The sequence below is a fragment of the Klebsiella sp. 18074 genome, assembly GCF_902705905.1.
GTDB lineage: Bacteria > Pseudomonadota > Gammaproteobacteria > Enterobacterales > Enterobacteriaceae > Klebsiella > Klebsiella terrigena.
In genome coordinates, this window is record NZ_CACSIS010000012.1 from 40,113 (window position 1) to 62,287 (window position 22,175).

17 protein-coding genes are annotated in these 22,175 nt (G+C 63.5%); 6 read left to right on the forward strand and 11 right to left on the reverse strand.

The features are described 5' to 3' along the window. Positions 1 to 23 precede the first annotated feature (23 nt). Entirely contained in the window at positions 24 to 1,121 is a 1,098-nt protein-coding gene (locus tag GVK32_RS13415; RefSeq protein WP_159868469.1) for an oxidoreductase, read from the forward strand. Positions 1,122 to 1,212: 91 nt separating this feature from the next. On the opposite strand, the gene GVK32_RS13420 is transcribed toward GVK32_RS13415, so the two are convergent. The 7 genes from GVK32_RS13420 to entC form a co-directional block, all read right to left on the reverse strand. Next, a complete protein-coding gene (locus GVK32_RS13420; RefSeq protein ID WP_041144534.1) occupies positions 1,213 to 1,410 on the reverse strand; it encodes a YbdD/YjiX family protein in 198 nt (65 codons plus the stop codon). A gap of 62 nt (positions 1,411 to 1,472) precedes the next feature. Then, complete coding sequence (gene cstA / locus GVK32_RS13425) at positions 1,473 to 3,578, reverse strand: pyruvate/proton symporter CstA (protein ID WP_159868472.1); 2,106 nt, start codon at positions 3,576 to 3,578, stop codon at positions 1,473 to 1,475. A 258-nt stretch (positions 3,579 to 3,836) separates the two neighbouring features. Further along, on the reverse strand, positions 3,837 to 4,250 hold the full coding sequence (entH, locus tag GVK32_RS13430) for a proofreading thioesterase EntH (protein WP_159868475.1): 414 nt from the start codon (positions 4,248 to 4,250) through the stop codon (positions 3,837 to 3,839). Next, a complete protein-coding gene (gene entA / locus GVK32_RS13435; protein WP_159868478.1) occupies positions 4,251 to 5,006 on the reverse strand; it encodes a 2,3-dihydro-2,3-dihydroxybenzoate dehydrogenase EntA in 756 nt (251 codons plus the stop codon). Then, entirely contained in the window at positions 5,006 to 5,857 is an 852-nt protein-coding gene (locus tag GVK32_RS13440) for an isochorismatase (RefSeq protein ID WP_159868481.1), read from the reverse strand. Before GVK32_RS13440 ends, entA begins: the two co-directional genes overlap by 1 nt. Before the next feature lie 13 nt (positions 5,858 to 5,870). Further along, positions 5,871 to 7,478: a (2,3-dihydroxybenzoyl)adenylate synthase EntE gene (entE, locus tag GVK32_RS13445; protein ID WP_159868484.1), complete on the reverse strand. Its 1,608-nt coding sequence runs from the start codon at positions 7,476 to 7,478 to the stop codon at positions 5,871 to 5,873. Between the two features lie 9 nt (positions 7,479 to 7,487). Next, on the reverse strand, positions 7,488 to 8,663 hold the full coding sequence (gene entC, locus GVK32_RS13450; RefSeq protein ID WP_159868487.1) for an isochorismate synthase EntC: 1,176 nt from the start codon (positions 8,661 to 8,663) through the stop codon (positions 7,488 to 7,490). Between the two features lie 187 nt (positions 8,664 to 8,850). On the opposite strand from entC, the gene fepB reads away from it, so the two are divergent. Continuing rightward, a complete protein-coding gene (gene fepB, locus GVK32_RS13455; protein WP_159868490.1) occupies positions 8,851 to 9,810 on the forward strand; it encodes a Fe2+-enterobactin ABC transporter substrate-binding protein in 960 nt (319 codons plus the stop codon). Positions 9,811 to 9,852: 42 nt separating this feature from the next. Here fepB and entS read toward each other — a convergent pair whose 3' ends face one another. After that, positions 9,853 to 11,094, reverse strand: a complete 1,242-nt coding sequence (gene entS, locus GVK32_RS13460; protein WP_159868493.1) for an enterobactin transporter EntS — start codon at positions 11,092 to 11,094, stop codon at positions 9,853 to 9,855. Between the two features lie 281 nt (positions 11,095 to 11,375). Between entS and fepD the strand changes: the two genes are divergently transcribed. Genes fepD through fepC form a run of 3 tightly spaced genes read left to right on the forward strand, consistent with a single transcriptional unit; the run spans position 11,376 to position 14,163 of the window. Continuing rightward, positions 11,376 to 12,383 (forward strand): Fe(3+)-siderophore ABC transporter permease, encoded by a 1,008-nt coding sequence (gene fepD / locus GVK32_RS13465; RefSeq protein WP_159868496.1) that lies wholly within the window; start codon positions 11,376 to 11,378, stop codon positions 12,381 to 12,383. Continuing rightward, positions 12,380 to 13,372 (forward strand): iron-enterobactin ABC transporter permease, encoded by a 993-nt coding sequence (gene fepG / locus GVK32_RS13470; RefSeq protein ID WP_159868499.1) that lies wholly within the window; start codon positions 12,380 to 12,382, stop codon positions 13,370 to 13,372. The genes fepD and fepG overlap by 4 nt, the downstream gene beginning before the upstream one ends. Beyond that, positions 13,369 to 14,163: an iron-enterobactin ABC transporter ATP-binding protein gene (gene fepC, locus GVK32_RS13475; RefSeq protein ID WP_159868502.1), complete on the forward strand. Its 795-nt coding sequence runs from the start codon at positions 13,369 to 13,371 to the stop codon at positions 14,161 to 14,163. Before fepG ends, fepC begins: the two co-directional genes overlap by 4 nt. A gap of 111 nt (positions 14,164 to 14,274) precedes the next feature. On the opposite strand, the gene entF is transcribed toward fepC, so the two are convergent. The 3 genes from entF to fes are packed head-to-tail and all read right to left on the reverse strand — an operon-like array spanning position 14,275 to position 19,662. After that, positions 14,275 to 18,156 carry an enterobactin non-ribosomal peptide synthetase EntF gene (gene entF / locus GVK32_RS13480; RefSeq protein WP_159868505.1) on the reverse strand — a complete coding sequence of 1,294 codons (3,882 nt, stop codon included), beginning with the start codon at positions 18,154 to 18,156 and terminating at the stop codon, positions 14,275 to 14,277. 10 nt (positions 18,157 to 18,166) lie between these two features. After that, positions 18,167 to 18,370, reverse strand: a complete 204-nt coding sequence (locus tag GVK32_RS13485; protein WP_041144522.1) for an MbtH family NRPS accessory protein — start codon at positions 18,368 to 18,370, stop codon at positions 18,167 to 18,169. A 59-nt stretch (positions 18,371 to 18,429) separates the two neighbouring features. Beyond that, positions 18,430 to 19,662, reverse strand: coding sequence for an enterochelin esterase (gene fes, locus GVK32_RS13490; protein ID WP_159868508.1), 1,233 nt, complete (start codon positions 19,660 to 19,662; stop codon positions 18,430 to 18,432). A gap of 242 nt (positions 19,663 to 19,904) precedes the next feature. Here fes and fepA point away from each other — a divergent pair, with 242 nt between their 5' ends. Next, a complete protein-coding gene (fepA, locus tag GVK32_RS13495; protein ID WP_159868511.1) occupies positions 19,905 to 22,130 on the forward strand; it encodes a siderophore enterobactin receptor FepA in 2,226 nt (741 codons plus the stop codon). Positions 22,131 to 22,175 lie beyond the last annotated feature (45 nt).

Below are 22,175 nucleotides of genomic sequence, written 5' to 3' on the forward strand. Positions count from 1 at the left end.
AAACGACAATAAGGTCAGCCTCTATGAGCAACAGCGATATCCGCGTGGTCCCCGGCCCCGCCAACTACTTCTCCCATCCCGGCAGCCTCGCGCGGCTGCATGATTTTTACAGCGCAGAGCAGCTTTCCCGGGCGCTGTGGATCTACGGCGAGCGGGCAATAGCCGGCGCAGAACCCTTTTTACCCGAGGCCTTCAATGCGCCCGGCGCCAAAAAAATCCTCTTTAAGGGCCACTGCAGCGAAAGCGACGTATCCAGGCTGGTCCACGAGGCGGGCGAAGACCGCGCGGTGGTGATCGGCGTCGGCGGCGGCGCGCTGCTGGATACCGCCAAAGCGGTGGCCAGACGGCTTGCGCTACCGGCGGTGGCGATCCCGACCATCGCCGCCACCTGCGCGGCGTGGACTCCGCTGTCGGTGTGGTACAACGACGCCGGCCAGGCGCTGCATTTTGAAATTTTCGACGACGCCAACTTCCTGGTGCTGGTGGAGCCGAGGATCGTCCTCAACGCGCCGCAGGAGTATCTGCTGGCAGGGATCGGCGATACGCTGGCGAAATGGTATGAGGCGGTGGTGCTGGCGCCGCGGCCGGAAACCCTGCCGCTGACCGTACGCCTGGGGATTAACGGTGCGCTGGCGATCCGCGACGTTCTGCTGGAGAGCAGCGAAACGGCGCTCGCCGACCAGCAGCGCGGCGAGCTGAGCCAGCCGCTGCTGGACGTTATCGATGCGATTATCGCCGGCGGCGGAATGGTTGGCGGCCTCGGTGAGCGCTACACCCGAGTGGCGGCGGCCCATGCGGTGCACAACGGCCTGACGGTGCTGCCGCAGACGGAGAAGTTTCTTCACGGCACCAAGGTCGCCTACGGCATTCTGGTGCAGAGCGCCCTGCTCGGCCAGGACGATGTGCTGGCGCAACTGGTGGCGGCCTATCGGCGTTTTAATCTGCCGACCACCCTGGCGGCGCTGGATATCGATATCCACAACCGGGACGAGCTGGATCGGGTCATTGCCCATACCCTGCGCCCGGTGGAATCCATCCACTTCCTGCCGGTGGAGCTGACGCCGCAGACCCTGTACGCCGCCTTTGAGAAAGTGGAAAATTTCCGCCGCCAGATACACTGAGCGCGGGAAAGCGTAGGAAGGGCCGGCGGCCGGAGAGATTTCCGGTACCGGTCTGGACGTAGACGGGGGGCTTAACGCCTGAGGGTGTGTCCTAGCAGCACTTCGCGCCGCCCTTGCCGCCGTAGCGCGCGTCCTGGCGCTCGCGGAAGAACTCTTCGTAGGTCATCGGCGTCTGCTCAGGGTGGGTCTGGCGAATATGCGCGACGTAGTTATCGTAATCAGGTACGCCAATCATCATCTTTGCCGCCTGGCCTAAGTATTTTCCCGCTTTCGAAAGGGTATCGAACATTTTCATCTCTCACATCATCCTCTCCCTTGCGGGAGAGGATTTGGCTAACAAAAACCGGCTGGCTAATGCGCGCGTTTCGTCTGGGTTATCAGGCTCTCAGCATCGGCGGGCATCGCTTCGTACGGCGTCTCTCTGGCAGTAGGATGGTCCTCTTTCAGTGCCGCCAGCGCGGTTTTGATTGAGAACAGCGCCAGTACCACCACCACCACCATAAAGAAGATGGTCAGGCCGGCATCCAGGCGGTTGTTAAAGACCAGCTGCGCCAGCTGGGATTCGGTGTACTGCGGCGGGATAGCACCGCTGTCGATCATCGCCTGGAACTTATTGGCGATCGCCAGGAAGCCCACTTTGGTATCCGGGCTGAACGACTTCTGCCAGCCGGCGGTCAGCGTGCAAATCAGCAGCCACGACGTGGGCAGCAGCGCAACCCATGCATAGCGCTGACGCTTCATTTTAAACAGTACCACCGCACAGAGCATCAGCGCCATCCCCGCCAGCATCTGGTTAGCGATACCGAACAGCGGCCACAGGGTGTTAATCCCGCCGAGCGGGTCCACCACGCCCTGGTGCAGGAAGTAGCCCCACGCCAGTACGCACAGCGCCGTCGCCAGCAGGTTCGCCGGCAGCGAGCTGGTTTTCTTCAGCCCCGGGCTTATCACGCCGAGCAGATCCTGCAGCATAAAGCGCGCCGCGCGGGTGCCGGCATCCACCGCCGTCAGAATAAACAGCGCTTCAAACAGAATGGCGAAGTGGTACCAGAAGGCAACGTCCATCAGGCCGCCCAGCGAGCCGTGCAGGATGTAGGCCATCCCGACCGCCAGCGTCGGTGCGCCGCCGGCGCGGGAGATAATCGACTGTTCGCCGACCTCGCTGGCTATCTGGTGCAGCGTATCCGCCGTGATGGTGAAGCCCCAACTGCTGACCACCTGCGCGGCGGACGCCACCACGTCGGTGGTGCCGGCAGGCGCCAGTACCGCCAGCGGGCTGTTCATCGCAAAGTAGACGCCCGGGTCGATAATACAGGCCGCCACCAGCGCCATAATGGCGACGAAGGATTCCATCAGCATGCCGCCATAGCCGATAAAGCAGGCCTGACCTTCGTTAGCCAGCATTTTCGGCGTAGTGCCGGAGGCAATCAGCGCGTGGAAGCCCGACACGGCGCCGCAGGCGATGGTGATAAACAGGAACGGGAACATGCTGCCGCTCCACACCGGGCCGGTGCCGTCAATAAACTTGGTCAGCGCCGGCATGGTCAGCGTCGGGCGCATGATCAGAATACCAATCGCCAACCCGACGATGGTGCCGATTTTCAGGAAGGTCGAGAGGTAGTCGCGCGGGGCCAGCAGCAGCCAAACCGGCAGCACCGAGGCAATAAAGCCGTAGCCCACCAGAATCCAGGTCAGCTGCACGCCGGTGTAGTCAAACCACGGCGCCCAGGTCGCGCTTTCGGCAACCCATCCGCCGGAGACGATGGCAAACACCAGCATCACCAGGCCAATCACCGACACTTCGCCAATGCGCCCTGGGCGCAGATAGCGAATATAGATCCCCATAAAGACCGCCAGCGGAATAGTGAAGGCAACGGTGTAGGTTCCCCACGGACTGTGGGTCAGCGCTTTCACCACGATCATCGCCAGCACCGCGAGGATGATCACCATGATCATAAAGCAGGCCACCAGCGCCAGCACCCCGGCGGTGGGCCCCATCTCCTCTTTCACCAGCTCGCCGAGCGAGCGGCCGTCGCGGCGGGTCGAAACGAACAGCACCATAAAGTCCTGCACCGCGCCGGCCAGCACCACGCCGGCGAGGATCCAGATCATCCCCGGCAGGTAGCCCATCTGCGCCGCCAGCACCGGCCCAACCAGCGGCCCCGCGCCGGCAATGGCCGCAAAATGGTGACCGAACAGCACTTTCTTATCGGTCGGAACGTAGTCAAGGCCGTCGTTGTGCCGCACCGCGGGCGTCATCCGCGTCGGGTCAACCGCCAGCACGTTTTTGGCGATGTAGAGGCCATAGAAGCGATAGGCAATCAGATAGATACAGACCGCCGCCACGACAATCCATAGCGCATTAATCTGTTCGCCGCGGTTTAAGGCTATGTAACCGAGGGCAAAGGCTCCAATGACGGAGAGCAGTGTCCAGATGAGGTATTTCCCTGAATTATTCATTATCGGGTTCCACGGGTAGGGTAATCAATCTGTTACATTTTGTTTCTAGAACACAACGCAGATTTTAACAACGTCGAAACCCTGGAGATGTCGCCAGAAGGCAGGGATTTGTCTCACATTGCTAGCGAGATCACTTCTGGCAGGAAAATGGATGAAAACCGCGGTGTCAGAAAGACGCTCGCGCCGCGCCCGAACGGGCTACAGAAATAAAACCGTAGCCCGGACGGGACGCGGCGCGAGCCGGGGGAAGATAGAGCGCTAGCCGAGCACCGCGGTGCCCAGGCGGCAGGTGCAGCAGCGCCGTCCGCGTTCGTCGAAGACGGCAATTTCCCAGCTTTGCCCCTGGCGGCCGAGGTGCAGAGGACGGCACTCGCCGCGAACCTTACCGCTGGACACCGCCCGATGATGGGTGGCGTTCAGCTCGGTTCCGACCACGCACTGGCCCTCTTCGGTCATCAGCCAGCCGGCCATCGAACCCAGCGTTTCCGCCAGCGCCGCCGACGCGCCGCCGTGCAGCAGGCCAAAGGGCTGATGGGTGCGGGCATCGACCGGCATTTCGGCCTCCAGCACCCCCTCTTCCAGCCGGGTATAAACAATACCGAGATGGGCCACCATCGTATTCGCGCTGGTGGCGTTAAGCGCCTCCAGCGTCAGCTGACGTTTCCAGGCCATCTATGCCCCCAGCGTCGAGCCGCCGTCAACCACGATATCCTGCAGCGTGATATGGCTGGCGTGATGAGAAGCGAGGAACAAAATGGTGCTGGCAATCTCCTGCGGCCGGGCGATCTTACCCAGCGGAATGCCGAGCTTGAACTGCTCGCCAAAACCGCGAATGCGCTGCTGCTCGGCGTCATCGCTGACCCACAGCGTGCGCTGCATATCGGTGTCGGTCGAGCCCGGCGAGACGAGGTTGCAGCGCACTCCGCTGCCCGCCAGCTCAAGCCCGACGGTCAGCGCCAGGCTCTTCAGCGCCGCTTTCGACGCGCCGTAGGCGCTCATGCCAATGCGCGGCGTATGCGCGGCGTCGGAGGCCACGGTGACGATCGCCCCGCCCCGCTGGCGGCGGAACTGGGCCATCGTCTGCTGGAAGAGGTTAAACGCGCCGCCGACGTTAACGGCGAAGGTCTGCTGCCACTCTTCAACGCTCAGCGCATCGGTGGCGCCCATGCGTAAAATACCGGCCGCGTTGACCAGCACGTCAAGGCGCTCAATGCCGCCCAGCAGACGCTGGCACACCTCGGCCGCCTGCTGCGCGTCGGCCACGTCCAGCGTCTCGGTGGCGAACGGATAGCTTTCGCCCGCGAACGCGAGGTCAAAACCGGTGACCTGCGCTCCGGCTTCAACGAAGGCCAGGGCGGTGGCGTAGCCGATGCCCTTACCCGCCCCGGTCACCCATACGGTCTGACCCTGAAAATCGAGCGCGGCCACTATTTCACCTCGCGGGAGAGTAGCGCCCACCAGGCATCAATCGACGGATTTTTCGCCAGCATGACGAAGTCGATATCGCCGTGCACTTTGCGCCAGCGCGCGGCCAGCGCCATCATGCGCACCGAATCCAGGCCGTAGTCGATGAGGTTTTCATCATCCATCGGCTCGTCGGACTCGTCGAGCAGCGGCAGCACCAGCGCGCGCAGCGCCGCCTTTGACGCCGGCATCGGCAGCAGCTCTTCGGTCATCACCACCCGACCGCAGCGTCCGGCGACATATTTCAGCGCCATCAGATGCTCTTCGCGGCTAAAGTCCGCCAGCGCGTCGGCAACGAAGAACGGCTTGATGTCGCGCATAAAGGCGTCGGTCGCGGTCGTCATGCAGCCGATATGGGCATAGACGCCGGTGACGATCAGCTGGTCGCGCCCGGCCTCTTTCAGCATCTCTTCCAGCGGCGAACGGTGGAACGCGCTGTAGCGCCACTTCACCAGCACGGTGTCGTTTTCGTCCGGCGCCAGGGCGGCAATCACCCGCTGCTGCTCCGGCGAGCGGGTCAGGCCCGGTCCCCACATATCGTTCAGCAGGGCGCGGTCTTCATCGCTCTGCTCCTTCGGCTGCGCGGTGTAGAACACCGGAATATCGTGCTGCTTGCAGAAATCGCGCAGCGCGGCAACGTTGGCGACCACTTTCGCCATCATCGCGCTATCTTCACCCCAGAAGTTGAGGAAATACTCCTGCATATCGTGGATAAGCAGCGCGGCGCGGGACGGCTCAAAGGCCCAGCTCACTTTGTTCGCCGGGATATCGCTGGCTTCCGGCAGCGCGTAAGCCTGTAATTGAGGAATGGCCATTGTGTCTTCTCCTTCAGCCCAGCTTGCGTTCAGCCAGCCACTGACGTAATTGTTTTTTATCGACTTTGCCCACCGGCGTCAGCGGCAGCGCGTCCACGCACTCCACCCGATCCGGCAGCTTAAATTCAGCCACGCCCTGCTCGCGCAGGAAGCGGCGTACCGCGACCGCGCGCAGCGGCTCTTTGACCACCAGGTACGCGCAGCTTTTCTCCCCCAGCAGGCTATCCTCCATGCTCACCAGCGCGGCATGGATCGTCGCCGGGTGGCGCAGCAGCAGGTTTTCAATCTCTTCCGCGGCGATCTTCTCCCCGCCGCGGTTGATCTGATCTTTCTCACGCCCCTGCACGGTGATATAGCCGTCTTCGTCGATCGAGATAAGATCCCCCGAGCAGTAGAACCCGTCGGCGTCAAACGCCTCCAGATTATGCTGCGGGCTTTTATAGTAGCCGCGGAAGGTATAGGGTCCGCGGGTCATCAGGCGGCCGACTTCGCCGCGCGGCAGCGGGTTGCCTTCGGCATCGGCGACCCACACTTCGTCGTCGGGGCTCATCGGGCAGCCCTGGGTATTGATAATGCGCTGCGGGCTATCGTTGAGGCGGGTGTAGTTCACCAGCCCTTCCGCCATGCCGAAGACCTGCTGCAGCTGGCAGCCAATCTCGGCCGGAATGCGCGCGGCGAGCGTCGCGGACAGGCGCGCTCCGCCAACCTGCAACAGCCGCAGCGACCGCAGCTGCGCATTGCCGCCCCATTCGTGGATCGCCTGCAGCCACAGGCTGACCGCCGGCGGCACCAGCGAGGCCACGTTTATCTGATGCTTTTCAATCAGCGGGAAGCAGAGCGTGGCGCTCGGGTCGGCGGCAAGGATCACCCGGCCTCCGGCCAGAAATACTCCCAGCGATCCCGGCGAGCTCATCGCATAGTTATGCGCCGCGGGCAGCGCGTTGAGATAGCGCGTCTCGGCGCTAATCGCGCAAATTTCATTGCTGCGGCGAATGCTGTATTCGTAATCGTTGTGGGTACGCGGGATAAGCTTAGGTGTGCCGGTGCTGCCGCCGGAGAGCTGGAAAAACGCCACCTCATCGGCAGGCGTCGGGTTGGCGATAAAGCCCTCGGCGGGCTGGGCGATCGCCGCAGCCAGGTCATACTCGCCGCTATCGCCGCGCAGCAGCGCCACCCGCACCGACGGATGCTGCTCAATAAAGCCGTTGAGGAAGCTATCGTCGGCAAACAGCGCGTGCTGGCGATCGGCCACCAGCAGCGCGGGTTCAATCTGCGTGGCGTAGGCGTTAAGCTCGCTGCGCTGATGGCTGAACAGCGCGTTGACCGGCGCCACGCCGATGCGCAGCAGCGCAAAGAAGGTAATGTAGAACTCGGCGACGTTGCCCAGCTGCACCAGCGCGGTTTCGCCGCGCTTGAGCCCCATCCCCTGCAGAGAGCTGGCGAGGTTATCCACCCGCTGGTTGAACTGGCGATAGCTGTACTGAACCTCGCCGTCGATAATCGCCACGGCATCGCTTGCCGCGTGACGGGTAATCAGCTCGGTTAACGGCAGATCCTGCCAGTAGCCTTTTTCACGGTAGCGGGCGGCAAAGCTTTCCGGCCAGCGGTTAAATGCAATCATCATTGCCTCTTAATACAAGCCGAACACGTTCAGCATAGTGGTCAGTTTAACGCCGGTTTCGCGCCACTCTCCCAGCGGGGAGGAGGCCGGAACGATCCCCGCACCGGCAAACAGGCGCAGCGTGTTCTGCTGCAGGCGGGCGCAGCGGATGGTCACAACCCACTCGCCGTTGCCTTCGTCATCACACCAGCCCACGATGCCGCCGAACAGTTGGCGATCGAACGGCTCCAGCTCGCGGATCAGGCGCGTGGCGGCCTGGTGCGGGAAGCCGCTGAGGGCCGGCGTCGGATGCAGCAGGCAGGCCAGAGACATGGCGTTCTCCCCGGCCGCGGCGGTCCCGGCGATGGGCGTCGCCAGATGCCATAAGGTTGGGGTGGTGATCAGCTGCGGAGAGTCCGGCAGCGACAGCGCGCGGCTGCGCGGCGCAAGCACCGCCTTCATCGCCTGGGTCACCAGCTCGTGCTCGTGGCGATCTTTCCCGGACGCCAGCAGCTTGTTGCCCGCTTCGCGATCCAGCACATCGTCCGGCTGACGGCGGGCCGAGCCCGCCAGCGGCAGAGAGCTAAAGCTATCGCCCTCTTTACGCAGCAGCAGCTCCGGGCTGGCGCCGAGCAGCACGCCGCCGTCCGAGAGCGGCACGTGGAAGTTAAAGCTGGCGGGGTTTTGCGCGATCAGGCGCTCCAGCAGCGCACCGCTGTCCACGCGATCGTGGGTGGTGATATCGATCAGGCGCGACAGCACGACCTTATCGACTTCCGGCGTGGCGGTCAGCGCGGCGGCGCGCTCGACCATCGCCATAAATGCGTCCTGTTCGGGGATCTCCTGGCGGGCCACCACGTCCATCGCCGCCTGGCCCGACGCGTAGCGCGCGGAGCGCTGCTTGCCGGTGCGGGAGAAGGTTTCCCAGCGCTCGGGAATAAACAGTTCGGACGGTTGGCGGGTATCGAAGGGGATCGCGCCGACCATCACCGGCTTGCCGATCCCGGCGGCTTTCGCCTCCTGGAACGCGGCGGCCATTTTTTGCTGGAATTCACCGGACAGCGCATCGCCGTCGGCGGCGGAATGAGAGAAGCGCCTGAAACAGCCTGAAGTACTAAAACTGCGGTACGGCGACATAAAGAAGAAGCTTTCTGGTGCCAGGGTCATTTTTTGTTCCCGTACATCCTCGGCCAGTGACGTTTCCATATCATCCTCCAAAAACGATAAAGATATTACGAATAATTATCATTTATATTTTGGTTGGCTAACCTAAAAGGTATTGCTCTACATGTCAACCGTATAAACAGCATGTTGTGCTACTTAGGCTTGCATCCCTGCGGCACAAAGTTGAAAATGAGACGCATTTATCTCAACTCAATCAGGACGCAAATTCGTGAATTTCCCCACTTTGTGCCGTCGTACCCTGCTGGCCTGCGGGCTGGCGTATTTAGGAATTACCTCAGCGTTGGCCGCCGACTGGCCGCGTCAGATCACCGACAGCCGCGGCGCGCACACCCTCGAACAGCGGCCGCTGCGCATTGTTTCCACCAGCGTCACCCTCACCGGCTCGCTGCTGGCGATTGATGCCCCGGTGGTAGCCAGCGGGGCCACCACGCCGAATAACCGCGTGGCCGATGGCCAGGGATTCCTGCGCCAGTGGAGCATCGTTGCCCGCGAGCGTAAGCTGGCGCGGCTCTATATCGGCGAGCCGAGCGCCGAGGCCGTGGCCGCGCAGATGCCGGACCTGATCCTGATTAGCGCCACCGGAGGCGATTCCGCGCTGGCGCTCTACGATCAGCTTTCTACTATTGCGCCGACGCTTATCATTAACTACGACGACAAGAGCTGGCAGGCGCTGCTCACCCAGCTCGGAGAGATTACCGGCCACGAGAAGCAGGCCGCGGTGCGCATTGCCGAATTTGATAAGCAGCTGGCGGCGCTGAAGCAGCAGATGAAACTACCGCCGCAGCCGGTCAGCGCACTGGTTTATACCGCCGCGGCCCATAGCGCCAATCTGTGGACGCCGGAGTCGGCCCAGGGCCAGATGCTCGAACAGCTGGGCTTTACGCTGGCTACCCTTCCCGGCGGGCTGCACGCCAGCCAGAGTCAGGGTAAACGCCACGATATCATCCAACTGGGAGGGGAGAACCTGGCTGCCGGCCTCAACGGCCAAAGCCTGTTCCTGTTCGCCGGCGACGAAAAGGACGCTCAGGCAATTTACGCCAATCCGCTGCTCGCCCACCTGCCTGCGGTCGCAGCCAAACGCGTCTATCCGTTGGGCATCGAAACCTTCCGTCTTGACTACTACAGCGCCATGCTGGTGCTGCAGCGCCTCGCAGCCTTCTTCAGCTAAATCCTGTTCCCGGCCGGCGCGACGCCCGGTCGGGAAGCAGCCTCAGCTTTCGCTCACCGTCTCCGGGCGCTGAAAGCGGCGTAGTTCGCTCAGCAGCCCAATCAACATTGCGCCAACGATAACCAGCACCCAGCCGCTGGCGCTCGCCGACGCGACCGGGGTCATCATCACGCCGAGGCCGCCCAGCAGCGCGGCGCCAACGGCATCGCCGGTGACATTCTGCGCGGTCCACAGGCCGTTGATGCGCCCAAGCATCGCCTCCGGCGTCTGGGTTTGAATCAGGGTGTACTGCAGCAGCGAACTGATGGCGCTCAGCCAGCCAAACAGCGCCAGGCACAGCGCGCCCAGCTGCCACAGCGGCATCAGGCTAAACAGGGCGATGGCGACAAAGGAGCCGACGGTGGTGGTCAGCATCACCGCGCCCGGCCTGGCGGTTTGCGCCAGCTGACCGCTGGTTAGCGCCCCGAGTGCTGCGCCCAGCGGGATCGCGGCGTACAGCAGGCCGATTTGCGAGGCCGACATCTGCCAGCCTTCGGCCAGCGCCGGATAGAGTACGCGCACCGCGCTCGCCATCGTCAGCAGGCCACCGAGCAGCGCAATACCGCCAATCAGCGGGCTATTAAAGAGGAATTTAAGCCCCGCCAGCAGCGACTTCAGCGGATGCTCGCGCGGCTGAGGCGGCGGCGGGAGCTGCGGTAAACGCAGCAGGGTCAAGGTGGTGATAAAGGTTCCGGCCGCCGCCAGGCCGTAGTTCCAGGCCACGCCGCCGGTGGCCAGCAGCAGGCCACCGATCATCGGCGAAATCACCGAGCCCAGGCGCACCGTCAGCATGGTAATCGCCCCGGCCTGCATCAGATTTTCCCGGCCAACCAGCGCGGGGGTTGCCGCCAGCAGCGCCGTGACGCCCAGCGAGGCGAAGAAGCCGTCCCAGACGCCCAGCAGATAGATAGCCATCAGCGAAGGCTCGGGCAGCATGGCGTTGAGGCACAGGCCGACAAAACCGATCCCGCAGGTGCCGCGCGCCAGCAGGATCAGGCGCTTACGCTCGTAGCGATCCGCCAGCACGCCCCCCACCATCAGGCCGATAAACATTGAGCCGCCGGTCAGGGTGACCGAGAGCCCCACCTGCAGGGTGGAGTGGGTCATCATCTGGATTTGTACCGGGATCGCAACGCCCAGCAGGCCAAGCGAGAGGATTGAGATAAAGCGGGCGATAAAGACGGCGCGAAACGCCGGATGCGTTTTCAGCAGGCTCAGGTTCAGCAGCCGGGATTGTCGGTTCATTACAACACCTTGTTATTATTTTCCATCGATACTCGTTATACGTCGGGCTACAGATGCGCTGGCGGCAGCCGGCCGATCCCGGCCTCGCGATAGCGGCGCGTCGGCCGCCAGGTGGGCGCTATCTCCTCGCCCGAGCGGTCGGAGCCCGGGCACTCGCGCCCTGCCGTCGCGATGCATCCCGCATGATTTGCGTATACCATTCTTAGGGGCCGCCATGCTAACATAACTGAATAGAATCGATAACGATAATTACTATCATTATCATGTCAGGGATGTGAACTATGTCGTTTTCTACGCCCAGGGCGCGCGCCGTCGCCGTGCCGGGTCTGCTGCTGGTCTTAGCCGTTGCGATTGCGCTCAGCCTGCTCGTTGGCGCCAAACCTCTGCCACTCAACGTCGTTGTGGATGCCTTTACCGGCACCTGTCAGAGCGCTGACTGCACCATCGTGCTCGATGCCCGTCTGCCGCGCACCCTTGCCGGACTGCTTGCCGGCGCCGCGCTAGGGCTGGCGGGGGCGCTGATGCAAACCCTCACCCGCAACCCGCTGGCCGACCCCGGTATCCTGGGCGTCAACTCCGGCGCCAGCTTCGCGATCGTACTGGGCGCCGCGCTGTTCGGTATTCATTCACCGCAGGAGCAGCTGCTGATGGCCTTTTGCGGTGCCTTTGCCGCCTCGCTGCTGGTGGCCTTCACCGGCAGCCAGGGCGGAGGCCAGCTTAGCCCGGTGCGCCTGACGCTGGCCGGCGTCGCCCTGGCGGCGGTGCTCGAAGGGCTCTCTAACGGCATTGCGCTGCTTAACCCAGACGTCTACGACCAGCTGCGCTTCTGGCAGGCTGGCTCGCTGGATATTCGCACCCTGCAAACGCTTAAAATCGTCCTGATCCCGGTACTGATCGCCGGCGTCGTCACGCTGCTGCTCAGCCGGGCGCTGAACAGCCTGAGCCTCGGCAGCGACACCGCCACCGCGCTCGGCAGCCGGGTGGTGCGCACGCAGTTTATCGGCCTGCTGGCGATAACCGTCCTTTGCGGCAGCGCTACGGCGGTGGTCGGCCCCATCGCCTTTATCGGCCTGATGATGCCGCACATGGCGCGCTGGCTGGTGGGCGCCGACCACCGCTGGTCGCTGCCGGTCACCCTGCTGGCAACCCCGGCGCTGCTGCTGTTTGCCGATGTTCTTGGCCGCCTGCTGGTCCCCGGAGAGCTGCGGGTCTCGGTGGTCAGCGCCTTTATCGGCGCCCCGGTGCTGATCTGGCTGGTGCGTCGTCAGCCGCGCGGAGGTGCAATGTGACTGCCCCTTCCCGTCGTTTGCTGCTCAGCTGTTTTATCCTGATTGTCGCCAGCGTGGTCGTCTCCCTCTGGGGGCTCGGCAGCGGTTTGGTACCGCTACGGGTGGAGCAAGTTATCTCCGCGCTGCTGGGCGATGCGCCGCGTAATATCACCATGGTCGTTACCGAATGGCGGCTGCCGCGGGTGCTGATGGCGCTGCTGATCGGCGCGGCGCTGGGCGTTAGCGGGGCGATTTTTCAGTCGCTGATGCGCAACCCGCTGGGCAGCCCGGACGTGATGGGCTTCAACACCGGCGCGTGGAGCGGCGTGCTGGTGGCGATGGTGCTCTTTGGGCAGAACCTGACGGCCATCGCGCTGGCGGCGATGGTTGGCGGCGTGCTGACCGCCCTGCTGGTCTGGCTGCTGGCCTGGCGTAACGGGATTGAAACCTTCCGGCTGATTATTATCGGTATCGGCATCCGCGCGATGCTGGTGGCGTTCAATACCTGGCTGCTGCTGCGCGCGTCGCTGGAGACCGCGCTCTCCGCCGGGCTGTGGAACGCCGGTTCGCTCAACGGGCTGACGTGGGGTAAAACCTGGCCGTCGGCGCCGCTTATTGTGCTGATGCTGGCCTGCAGCTTGCTGCTGGTGCGGCGCATGCGCCTGCTGGAAATGGGGGACGATACCGCCTGCGCGCTCGGCGTGCGGGTCGAGCGCTCTCGCCTGCTGCTGATGCTGGTGGGGGTGGTGCTGACCGCCGCCGCCACCGCGCTGGCGGGTCCGATCTCCTTTATAGCGCTGGTGGCCCCGCATATCGCCCGCCGCCTCAGCGGCACCGCGCGCTGGGGTCTGACCCAGTCGGCGCTGTGCGGCGCGCTGCTGCTGGCGCTGGCCGACTACAGCGCCCAGCGCCTGTTTATGCCCTATCAGCTGCCGGTGGGGGTCGTCACCGTCAGCCTCGGCGGTATCTATCTCATCGCACTGTTAATTCAGGAGTCCCGCAAAAAATGACCGCTGTAACCCCCCGTTTGCGCGGCGACCAGTTGACCCTGGCATACGGTAAAAAGATTATCGCCGAATCGCTGAACGTGACCATTCCCGACGGCCACTTCACCGCTATCATTGGCCCCAACGGCTGCGGAAAATCGACGCTGCTGCGCACCCTCAGCCGCCTGATGACCCCGGCCAGCGGCCATGTTTATCTCGACGGCGAGCAGATCCAGCGCTACGCCAGCAAGGACGTGGCCAGACGCATCGGACTGCTGGCGCAAAACGCCACCACCCCGGGTGATATTACCGTCCAGGAACTGGTCGCCCGCGGCCGCTATCCGCATCAGCCGATGTTCACCCGCTGGCGGAAAGAGGACGATGACGCGGTCAATCAGGCGATGCGCGCCACCGGCATCACCGACCTCGCGCAGCAGAGCGTTGACACGCTCTCCGGCGGCCAGCGCCAGCGCGCGTGGATTGCGATGGTGCTGGCGCAGGAAACCGCCATCATGCTGCTCGACGAACCGACGACCTGGCTGGATATCAGCCATCAGATCGATCTCCTCGAGCTGCTGAGCGAACTGAATCGCGAGAAGGGTTATACCCTGGCGGCGGTGCTGCACGACCTCAACCAGGCCTGCCGCTATGCCACCCATCTGATTGCCCTGCGCGACGGCAAAATTATCGCCGAAGGGGCGCCGAAAGAGATCGTGACCGCCGAGCTTATCGAGCGGATTTACGGCCTGCGCTGCACCATCATCGACGACCCGGTCGCCCACACGCCGCTGGTGGTGCCGCTGGGCCGCCGCTAGCCTCTGGTATTCCCCCGGCTAAAGCATAAAAAACCCCGGTTCGCGCGACGCTGACCGGGGCTACAGAGCGATGTGCAGAGGTTGTCCGGAACAGTCCGGACGACGCGCGACCTATCCCAGAATCTCCCGCACCACCGGACCTATCGACTCAAAGGCCTGGGGAGAGATAATCTCCACGTGCGCGCACGCCTGGCTGAAGACCTCCAGTTCGCCAACCCACGGCCCCCACAGCGCCTGCGGGTCCATCCCCGGCTGGCGCGTTTTTTCCGCCACGAACAGGGTCGCCTTGCCGTCGAACTTCGCGCTGTGCGCGGTGGTCAGCAGGCGCACCGCGTCGGCGTAGTTGCCCTCGATGGTGCTAAACAGCTCGCCGGACGGCTGCCCCTGCTGCGCGGCAAGGAACGCTTCCCGCTCGCGGTCAATTTCCGCCAGTACCTGCGGGTCGAGGCCGTTGGCCTCTTTTTCCGCCCAGTTTTGCGACTCCGGCGGCCAGGTATCCAGCAGCCCGAGGAACGCCACCGCTTCACCGCGCTGACGCAGGCGCGCGGCAATTCCCTGCGCCAGGGTGCCGCCGAGGGAATAACCGAACAGGTAATAAGGCCCGTGCGGCTGCTGCGCCAGTAACGTTTGCAGATGGGACTCGCAGACTTCATCCAGGCTGGCGGCGCTCGCCATCGGCCCCTGCGGGCGCGGCGACTGAATGCCGGTAATTGACCAGCGCGGGTTGAGATAGCGCACCAGCACGCTGAACTGCCAGGCAAAGCCGGAGGCCGGATGGAAGCAGAACAGCGTCGGGCCGTCGCTTTTACGCAGGGGTAAAAGCGCATCAAAGCCCAGGCGCTGCGCCTGCTCGTCGCTGAGATCGGACGCCAGCAGCGCGCTCAGCTGGCCGACCGTCGAGGCGACCATCACCTGTCCCGGCGTCACCTGACGCGTAAACCGGCGACTCAGCTGCGCCGCCAGGCGCATCGCCAGCAGCGAGTGGCCGCCAAGCGCAAAGAAATCGGCTTCGATATCGTTCACCTCGCAGCCCAGCAGCTGGCTGAACGCCTCGGCGACCGCACGCTCGCTCTCGGACTCCGGCGGCCGGCCGCGGCGTTCCTGGTTCAGCGTTGGTAGCGGGAGCGCTTTACGATCCAGCTTGCCGTTAGCGCTCAGCGGCAGCGCCGGCAGTTGGATCAGCACCACCGGCACCATGTGCGGCGGCAGCTGCTCGCCGAGGCGCGCCTTCAGCGCCGCGGTATCGAGCGGCAGCCCGGATTCAGAGACCAGGTAGCCGACCAGCTGGCGCGCATCGCCGCCGGTGGCCGCCGCCTGATTAAAGACGCAGGCGTGGGTGACCGCCTGGGCCACGTCCGGCAGCGCCGCCATGACGCGGTCTATTTCGCCGAGCTCAATGCGCTGGCCGCGAATTTTCAGCTGATCGTCGCTGCGCCCCAGATACTCCACCGCTCCGCTGTCGAGCCAGCGCGCCACGTCGCCGGTGCGGTACATGCGCTCGCCCGGGCTAAACGGGTCGGCAATAAAGCGGCTGGCGGTCAGATCCGGTCGGCCGAGATAGCCCTGCGCCAGCTGGATGCCGGTAAGGTACAGATCGCCTGCGACGCCGGGCGGTACCGGGCGCATCGCGGCATCAAGAATACGTAATCCGGTGTTCCATACCGGCCAGCCGATCGGCACGCTGCTGCCGGTCACCGCCGCCAGCTCCGCGCCGCAGGCCGGATACCAGCTGACGTCAACCGCCGCTTCGGTCGGGCCGTAGAGGTTGTGCAGCGCCACGCCGGTTAGCGCTTCCCATTCGCGGCACAGCCCGGTCGGCAGCGCTTCGCCGCTGCAGAATACCCGCCGCAGCGTTTGGCAGGCGGTGACGTTTTCCGCGTCGAGCGCAGCGACGAACGCCGCCAGCATCGACGGCACAAAGTGGGTGGTGGTCACGCCGTAGCGGGCGAAGAAGCGCTGCATCGCCAGCGGATCGCGATGCGCTTCGGGCTCCGCCATCACCAGCCGGGCGCCGGCGATAAACGGCCACCAGAACTCCCACACCGAGACGTCAAAGCTGCACGGCGTTTTCTGCGCCACCACGTCATCGGCGCCGAGCGGATAGTGATTTTGCATCCACAGCAGGCGGTTGACGATCGCGGTCTGTCCCACCATCACCCCTTTCGGGCGGCCGGTGGAGCCGGAGGTAAAGATGATATAGGCGGTATGCTCCGGCGCTGAGAGCGCCAGCAGCGCGTCATCCCCCGCCGCCAGCGGCTGCTGATAGCACAGGCTGGTAAGCCCGGGGATATCGCTAAAGCGCGCCAGCTGATCGTCGGAGGTCAGCAGCAGCGTCGGGCGCGCGTCTTCAAGCATCATGCGCAGGCGATCGTCAGGATAGCCGGTATCGAGCGGCAGCCAGGCGGCGCCCGCTTCAACGATGGCGTGCAGCGCCAGGGTGAGGAATACCGAACGCGGCAGCGCCACCGCCACGCTATCGCCGGGCTTAACCCCGCGCGCGCGCAGCACCTCGGCTAGCGCCACCACCTGCTGGCGCATTTCCCGGTAGCTGAACTGCCAGCGGGCGTCCGCCAGCGCGGGGGCGTCCGGGGTCTTCAGCGCCTGTTCCGCCACCAGCGCGCTGAGCGTCGTGGCGGGCAGCGCAATGCCGGTATTATTGATTTCCGCCAGCCGCTGCGTTTCCCGCGCGGACAGCATGTTCGCTTCGCCGCAGCGCAGCGCCGGATCGGCGGCAAACTGGGCCAGCAGCGCGGAGAGGCGCTCGACGTGCGCGCGCAGCGTGGCCTCATCGTAGCGCTGCTTATTGGCCAGCACTTCCAGCGACAGGCCGCCGGCTTCATCCGGGAACAGCGCCAGCTCAAGGTCGTTAACCGGGCCGGTAGCCAGGGTGTGCGTTACCGCCTGCACGCCGTCGATATCGAGGACGTAATCGAAGACTTTGATATTTAATACCGGGCCAAACAGCGGCTCATCGCCGGCAGCCTTGCCGCTATCGCGGACGATTTGCTCCGCATCATAGCGCTGGTGGCGGCGCATTTTTTTCAGCTGTCCGGCGAGGCGCAGCGCCAGCTCGGCCAGCGTTTCCTGGGCATCGATATTGATCGCCAGCGGCAGGACGTTAAGCACCGGCCCGGTCGCGGTCAGCGCCGCCGATCCCATGCGGCGCATAAAGATAAAGCCGGCGGCGTAGTCCATCCGCCCGCAAAGACGCCCCAGCCACAGCGCGGTCAGCGCCAGCGCCAGGTCGGCGCGCTGGCACTGCGGGGCGCCGGCGGCGAGGCGGCTGAACGTCGCGGCGTCAGCGTTAAGCTTCAGGCGCCAGATCTCCGTCCCCGTTGCCCGTCCCGCCAGCGGCGCATCGGAGAGCGAGACCGGTGCCGGCAGCGTCCTGCGCTGCTCCTGCCAGAACTGCTTGTCCCGCAGCCAGCCGTCGCTGCCGTAGTAGCGCTGATACTCGTCCACCACCTCGGCGAACGGTGTAAACGGCGAATCCGGCGTCGCCTCTCCGCGCTGCCAGGCACGATAAATAGCGGCGATCTGGCGGGTAATGGCAGGGAAACTGAAGCCATCGACGAGTAAATGATGATAGCGCTGATACCAGTACCAGCGATTATCCGCCGTGCGCAGCAGCCGGTGACAGACCAGCGGATTACCGCTATCGATGCGCAAATTTTGTCCGAGGTCGGCCCGCATAATGGCCAGCGCGGCCTCGTGCGGGTCGTCCGCCTCGCGCAGGTCATGGTGCTGCGGTTCGTCGAAGCGACGGGCCTCATCGACCCACTGCCAGGCTTCGCCGTTGTCTTCGCAAAAGCGCAGGCTTAGCGTATCGGCCTGGGCCAGGCCGGCGACGATCGCCCGGCCGAGCAGCGCCGGATCGAGGCTGCCGCTGAGCTCGACGTAGTGAGCGACGCTCCAGGCACCGGGCAGCGTAGACAGCCGCTCCGCCATCCAGATCCCCGGCTGCGCGGCAACCAGCGGTAAACGAGTGGTCATCATCGGCTCCTTAGGACGCGTAGTGCGCGGGGGTGAGGGTTGACCAGTTCGCCGCCAGCCAGGCATTGCACGCTTCCAGCGATTGCGGCGGACACTCTACCGTCCAGCCCTCCGGCAGCGCGCAGTGATGAGGCCACAGGCTGTACTGCTGCAGCTCGTTACGCAGAATGTAAAACTGCCCTTGCGGATTATCGAAGGGGTTACTGAATTGCATGTCAAACTCCTGTTAATACTCGCTATCCTGCTGGCCGCATCCGCAGCCCTCGCGCACGATCAATGATTCGGTTCTGCCGGGCGTCCCGATGGGACGGGCTCCGCGGATTGCCACAGCTGAATCAGTCCTGCCGTCAGCCCGCCGCGCCAGCACAGCGCATCGTGCCCGCCGTCAACCTGGCGCCAGAAAACCGACCGTTTTGGCGGCGGCAGCTGGGCTAAAAGCGCCTGATTGGCGCGGAAAATAAGGGGTTCCCGCTCGCCGGCTTCGAGCCAGATTCGCAGCCCGTCGGCGCGCAGTTCGCCCGATTTCAGGCCTTCAATCAGCGCGCCATCCTGCGCGCCGCCGCGGTGCGGCCACCAGTAGGATCCGGACTGGCTGAGCACGCAGCCAAAACGCTGCGGCCAGTTCAGGGCGGCGAACATTGCCGCCAGGCCGCCAAAGCTCTGCCCGGCCACGACGGTACGATCGGCCCGGTCGCTAAATTCCGCGACCTGGCGCACCTGCGGCATCAGCTCCTCCTGTACCGCCAGCCAAAAATCGCGGTTGCACGGCAGCTCGCGGCTGCGGTGCGCGTTATCGATAACATCGATCAGCAGATACACCGCCGCTGGCAGCCGGCCCTCGCGGGTCAGTCCGGCCAGCGGCGACCATACCGGCATGCTCTCGGCCCAGAACTGGCCGTCCAGCAGCACCGCCAGCGGGCGCTCTTTTGCCGCGCCGTCGCCGGTGGCATAAACCCACACCCGACGGCTGTTACCAAGCCGCGCGCTGCGCCACTGGATGCAGACCGGCGGGGCAAAGCGTTCATCGCGCAGCGCCCAGCCGGGCTGCTCCGGCGCCTGAGGAAGCTCCAGCGCCGAGACCGCGTGGCCGCGCCCGCCCTTCCAGCTTTGCACATTGAGCGGATCGGCTACCGCGCGCGGCAGCAGGCGTCGCCAGCCCTCGCGCAGCAGGGTGCGGTCCGGCGCATCGCCGTTAAAAATCTCAGGAGCAAAATCGTCATCGCGTTCGGAAGGGATAAAACAGTAGCTGCCGCGCCAGGTCGACGAGAGCGTGGTCTGCCATTGCCAGGCATCGGTGCCCGGGAGGCGCCGTAGGGTTTGCGGGACGGCATTTTTGTGGTGGTCAGTGACGCCGGTGATATAGATCCACACCCGCCGCGTCGCCGAAGTGGCCTCGCTGCCCGCTGGGTCCCGCCACCAGAACGTCACCCGGTACGCATCGCCAGACGCCTCCGACTGAGGGCCGCTCAGGCTCCGCCACCAGTCATCGCTTCCTGTTTTGAACATTCAATAACCCTATGTTTATCGTGATATTTATCAATAAACGTAATATTTTGTTGATAATATTATTGATAACTATTTGCATTTGCAATAGCGTATTACCGCGCGTTGGTATGAGTAACTTCTAAAAACATGTCAGAGATGGCAGGCATTTGCCCTCTCCTGACAACATTGGTGCATGCCGTCACCTCTCCCGGTGGGAAGAGGTCTTTGGGGAAAGCGGCAACAGACAGCTGGATGATATTAAAATGAATAACAGGATCAAATCCCTGGCCTTGCTGGTCAATCTGGGAATTTATGGTGTTGCCTTCCCGCTGTGCGCGGAAGAGACTATAGACAGCAAACAAACGGCCGCCGAAGAAACCATGGTGGTTACCGCGGCGGAGCAGAACCTGCAGGCTCCCGGCGTCTCCACCATCACCGCCGATGAAATTCGTAAACGTCCGCCGGCCCGCGATGTCTCAGAAATCATCCGCACCATGCCGGGCGTTAACCTGACCGGTAACTCCACCAGCGGCCAGCGCGGCAACAACCGCCAGATTGATATTCGCGGTATGGGCCCGGAAAACACCCTGATCCTGATTGACGGTAAGCCGGTCACCAGCCGCAACTCGATTCGTCTCGGCTGGCGCGGCGAGCGCGACACCCGCGGCGATACCAGCTGGGTACCGCCGGAAATGATCGAACGCATTGAGGTTATTCGCGGCCCGGCGGCGGCGCGCTACGGCAACGGCGCGGCGGGCGGCGTGGTCAATATCATCACCAAAAAAGGCAGCAACGAGTGGCACGGTTCATGGAATGCCTATATGAACGCCCCGGAACACAAAGACGAGGGCTCCACCAAGCGCACCGACTTTAGCCTCAACGGCCCGCTGGGCGGCGATTTCAGCTTCCGCCTTTACGGCAACCTCGACAAAACGCAGGCCGATGCCTGGGATATTAACCAGGGGCATCAGTCCGAACGTACCGGCATCTACGCCGATACCCTGCCAGCCGGACGCGAAGGGGTCGAAAACAAAAACATCAACGGCGTCGTGCGCTGGGACTTCGCGCCGATGCAGTCGCTGGAGTTTGAGTCGGGCTACAGCCGCCAGGGCAACCTCTACGCGGGCGACACGCAGAACACCAACACCAACGACCTGGTGAAAGAGAACTACGGTAAAGAGACCAACCGTCTCTACCGTAACACCTACTCCGTCACCTGGAACGGCGGCTGGGATAACGGTATCACCACCAGCAACTGGGCGCAGTACGAGCACACCCGCAACTCACGTAAGGGCGAAGGCCTGGCCGGGGGCACAGAAGGGATCTTCAACAGCAACCAGTTCTCCGATACCAACCTTTCCGACGTGATGCTGCACAGCGAAATCAGCATTCCGTTCGACCTGTGGGTCAATCAGAACCTGACCCTGGGGAGCGAATGGAACCAGCAGCGGATGAAGGATAACGCCTCCAATACCCAGACCTTAATGGGCGGAACGATTCCAGGCTACGACAGCACCGGCCGCAGCCCGTATTCAAAAGCGGAAATCTTCTCGCTGTTCGCCGAGAACAACATGGAATTGACCGACTCTACCATGCTGACGCCGGCGCTGCGTTTCGATCACCACAGCATCGTCGGCAATAACTGGAGCCCGTCGCTGAACCTGTCCCAGGGCCTGGGCGACGACTTTACCCTGAAGATGGGTATTGCCCGCGCCTATAAAGCGCCGAGCCTGTACCAGACCAACCCGAACTACATTCTGTACAGTAGGGGTCAGGGCTGCTACGCCAGCAATGCCGGATGCTACCTGCAGGGTAACGACGATCTGAAGGCGGAAACCAGCATCAACAAAGAGATTGGGCTTGAGTTCAAGCACGACGGCTGGCTGGCTGGCGCGACCTGGTTCCGCAACGACTACCGCAACAAAATTGAAGCGGGCTATTCTCCGGTCTACCAAAACGCGGCAGGTACCGACCTGTACAAATGGGAGAACGTGCCGAAAGCAGTGGTTGAAGGCCTGGAAGGGACGTTAAACGTGCCGGTTAGCGAGACCGTTAATTGGACCAACAACATCACCTACATGCTGCAGAGCAAAAACAAAAAGACCGGCGATCGCCTGTCGATTATCCCGGAATATACCCTGAACTCGACCCTCAGCTGGCAGGTATACGACGATGTTTCCGTGCAGTCGACCTTTACCTGGTACGGCAAGCAGGAGCCGAAAAAGTATAACTACAAGGGCGAACCGGTTACCGGCAGCGAGAAGAACGAGGTTAGCCCATACAGCATCCTCGGCCTGAGCGCGACCTGGGACGTCACCAAATACGTCAGCCTGACCGGCGGCGTGGATAACGTCTTCGATAAGCGCCACTGGCGCGCGGGTAACGCCCAAACTACCGGCGGTACCACCGGTTATATGTACGGCGCGGGTGCCGAAACCTATAACGAATCGGGCCGTACCTGGTATATGGGCATCAACACTCACTTCTGATTGCTCGCCTGAATCCCGCCGCCCTCCATCCATAGAGGGCGGCGG

What these genes read in the sequence shown, in the direction of transcription:
- fepC (WP_159868502.1), top strand. Translation starts at nt 13,369, where the DNA reads ATGACCGCTGTAACCCCCCGTTTGCGCGGCGACCAGTTGACCCTGGCA.
- entS (WP_159868493.1), bottom strand. Translation starts at nt 11,094, where the DNA reads ATGAACCGACAATCCCGGCTGCTGAACCTGAGCCTGCTGAAAACGCAT.
- fepA (WP_159868511.1), top strand. Translation starts at nt 19,905, where the DNA reads ATGAATAACAGGATCAAATCCCTGGCCTTGCTGGTCAATCTGGGAATT.
- GVK32_RS13415 (WP_159868469.1), top strand. Translation starts at nt 24, where the DNA reads ATGAGCAACAGCGATATCCGCGTGGTCCCCGGCCCCGCCAACTACTTC.
- entE (WP_159868484.1), bottom strand. Translation starts at nt 7,478, where the DNA reads ATGATTGCATTTAACCGCTGGCCGGAAAGCTTTGCCGCCCGCTACCGT.
- entC (WP_159868487.1), bottom strand. Translation starts at nt 8,663, where the DNA reads ATGGAAACGTCACTGGCCGAGGATGTACGGGAACAAAAAATGACCCTG.
- fes (WP_159868508.1), bottom strand. Translation starts at nt 19,662, where the DNA reads ATGTTCAAAACAGGAAGCGATGACTGGTGGCGGAGCCTGAGCGGCCCT.
- cstA (WP_159868472.1), bottom strand. Translation starts at nt 3,578, where the DNA reads ATGAATAATTCAGGGAAATACCTCATCTGGACACTGCTCTCCGTCATT.
- entF (WP_159868505.1), bottom strand. Translation starts at nt 18,156, where the DNA reads ATGACCACTCGTTTACCGCTGGTTGCCGCGCAGCCGGGGATCTGGATG.
- GVK32_RS13485 (WP_041144522.1), bottom strand. Translation starts at nt 18,370, where the DNA reads ATGCAATTCAGTAACCCCTTCGATAATCCGCAAGGGCAGTTTTACATT.
- GVK32_RS13420 (WP_041144534.1), bottom strand. Translation starts at nt 1,410, where the DNA reads ATGTTCGATACCCTTTCGAAAGCGGGAAAATACTTAGGCCAGGCGGCA.
- fepD (WP_159868496.1), top strand. Translation starts at nt 11,376, where the DNA reads ATGTCGTTTTCTACGCCCAGGGCGCGCGCCGTCGCCGTGCCGGGTCTG.
- GVK32_RS13440 (WP_159868481.1), bottom strand. Translation starts at nt 5,857, where the DNA reads ATGGCCATTCCTCAATTACAGGCTTACGCGCTGCCGGAAGCCAGCGAT.
- entH (WP_159868475.1), bottom strand. Translation starts at nt 4,250, where the DNA reads ATGGCCTGGAAACGTCAGCTGACGCTGGAGGCGCTTAACGCCACCAGC.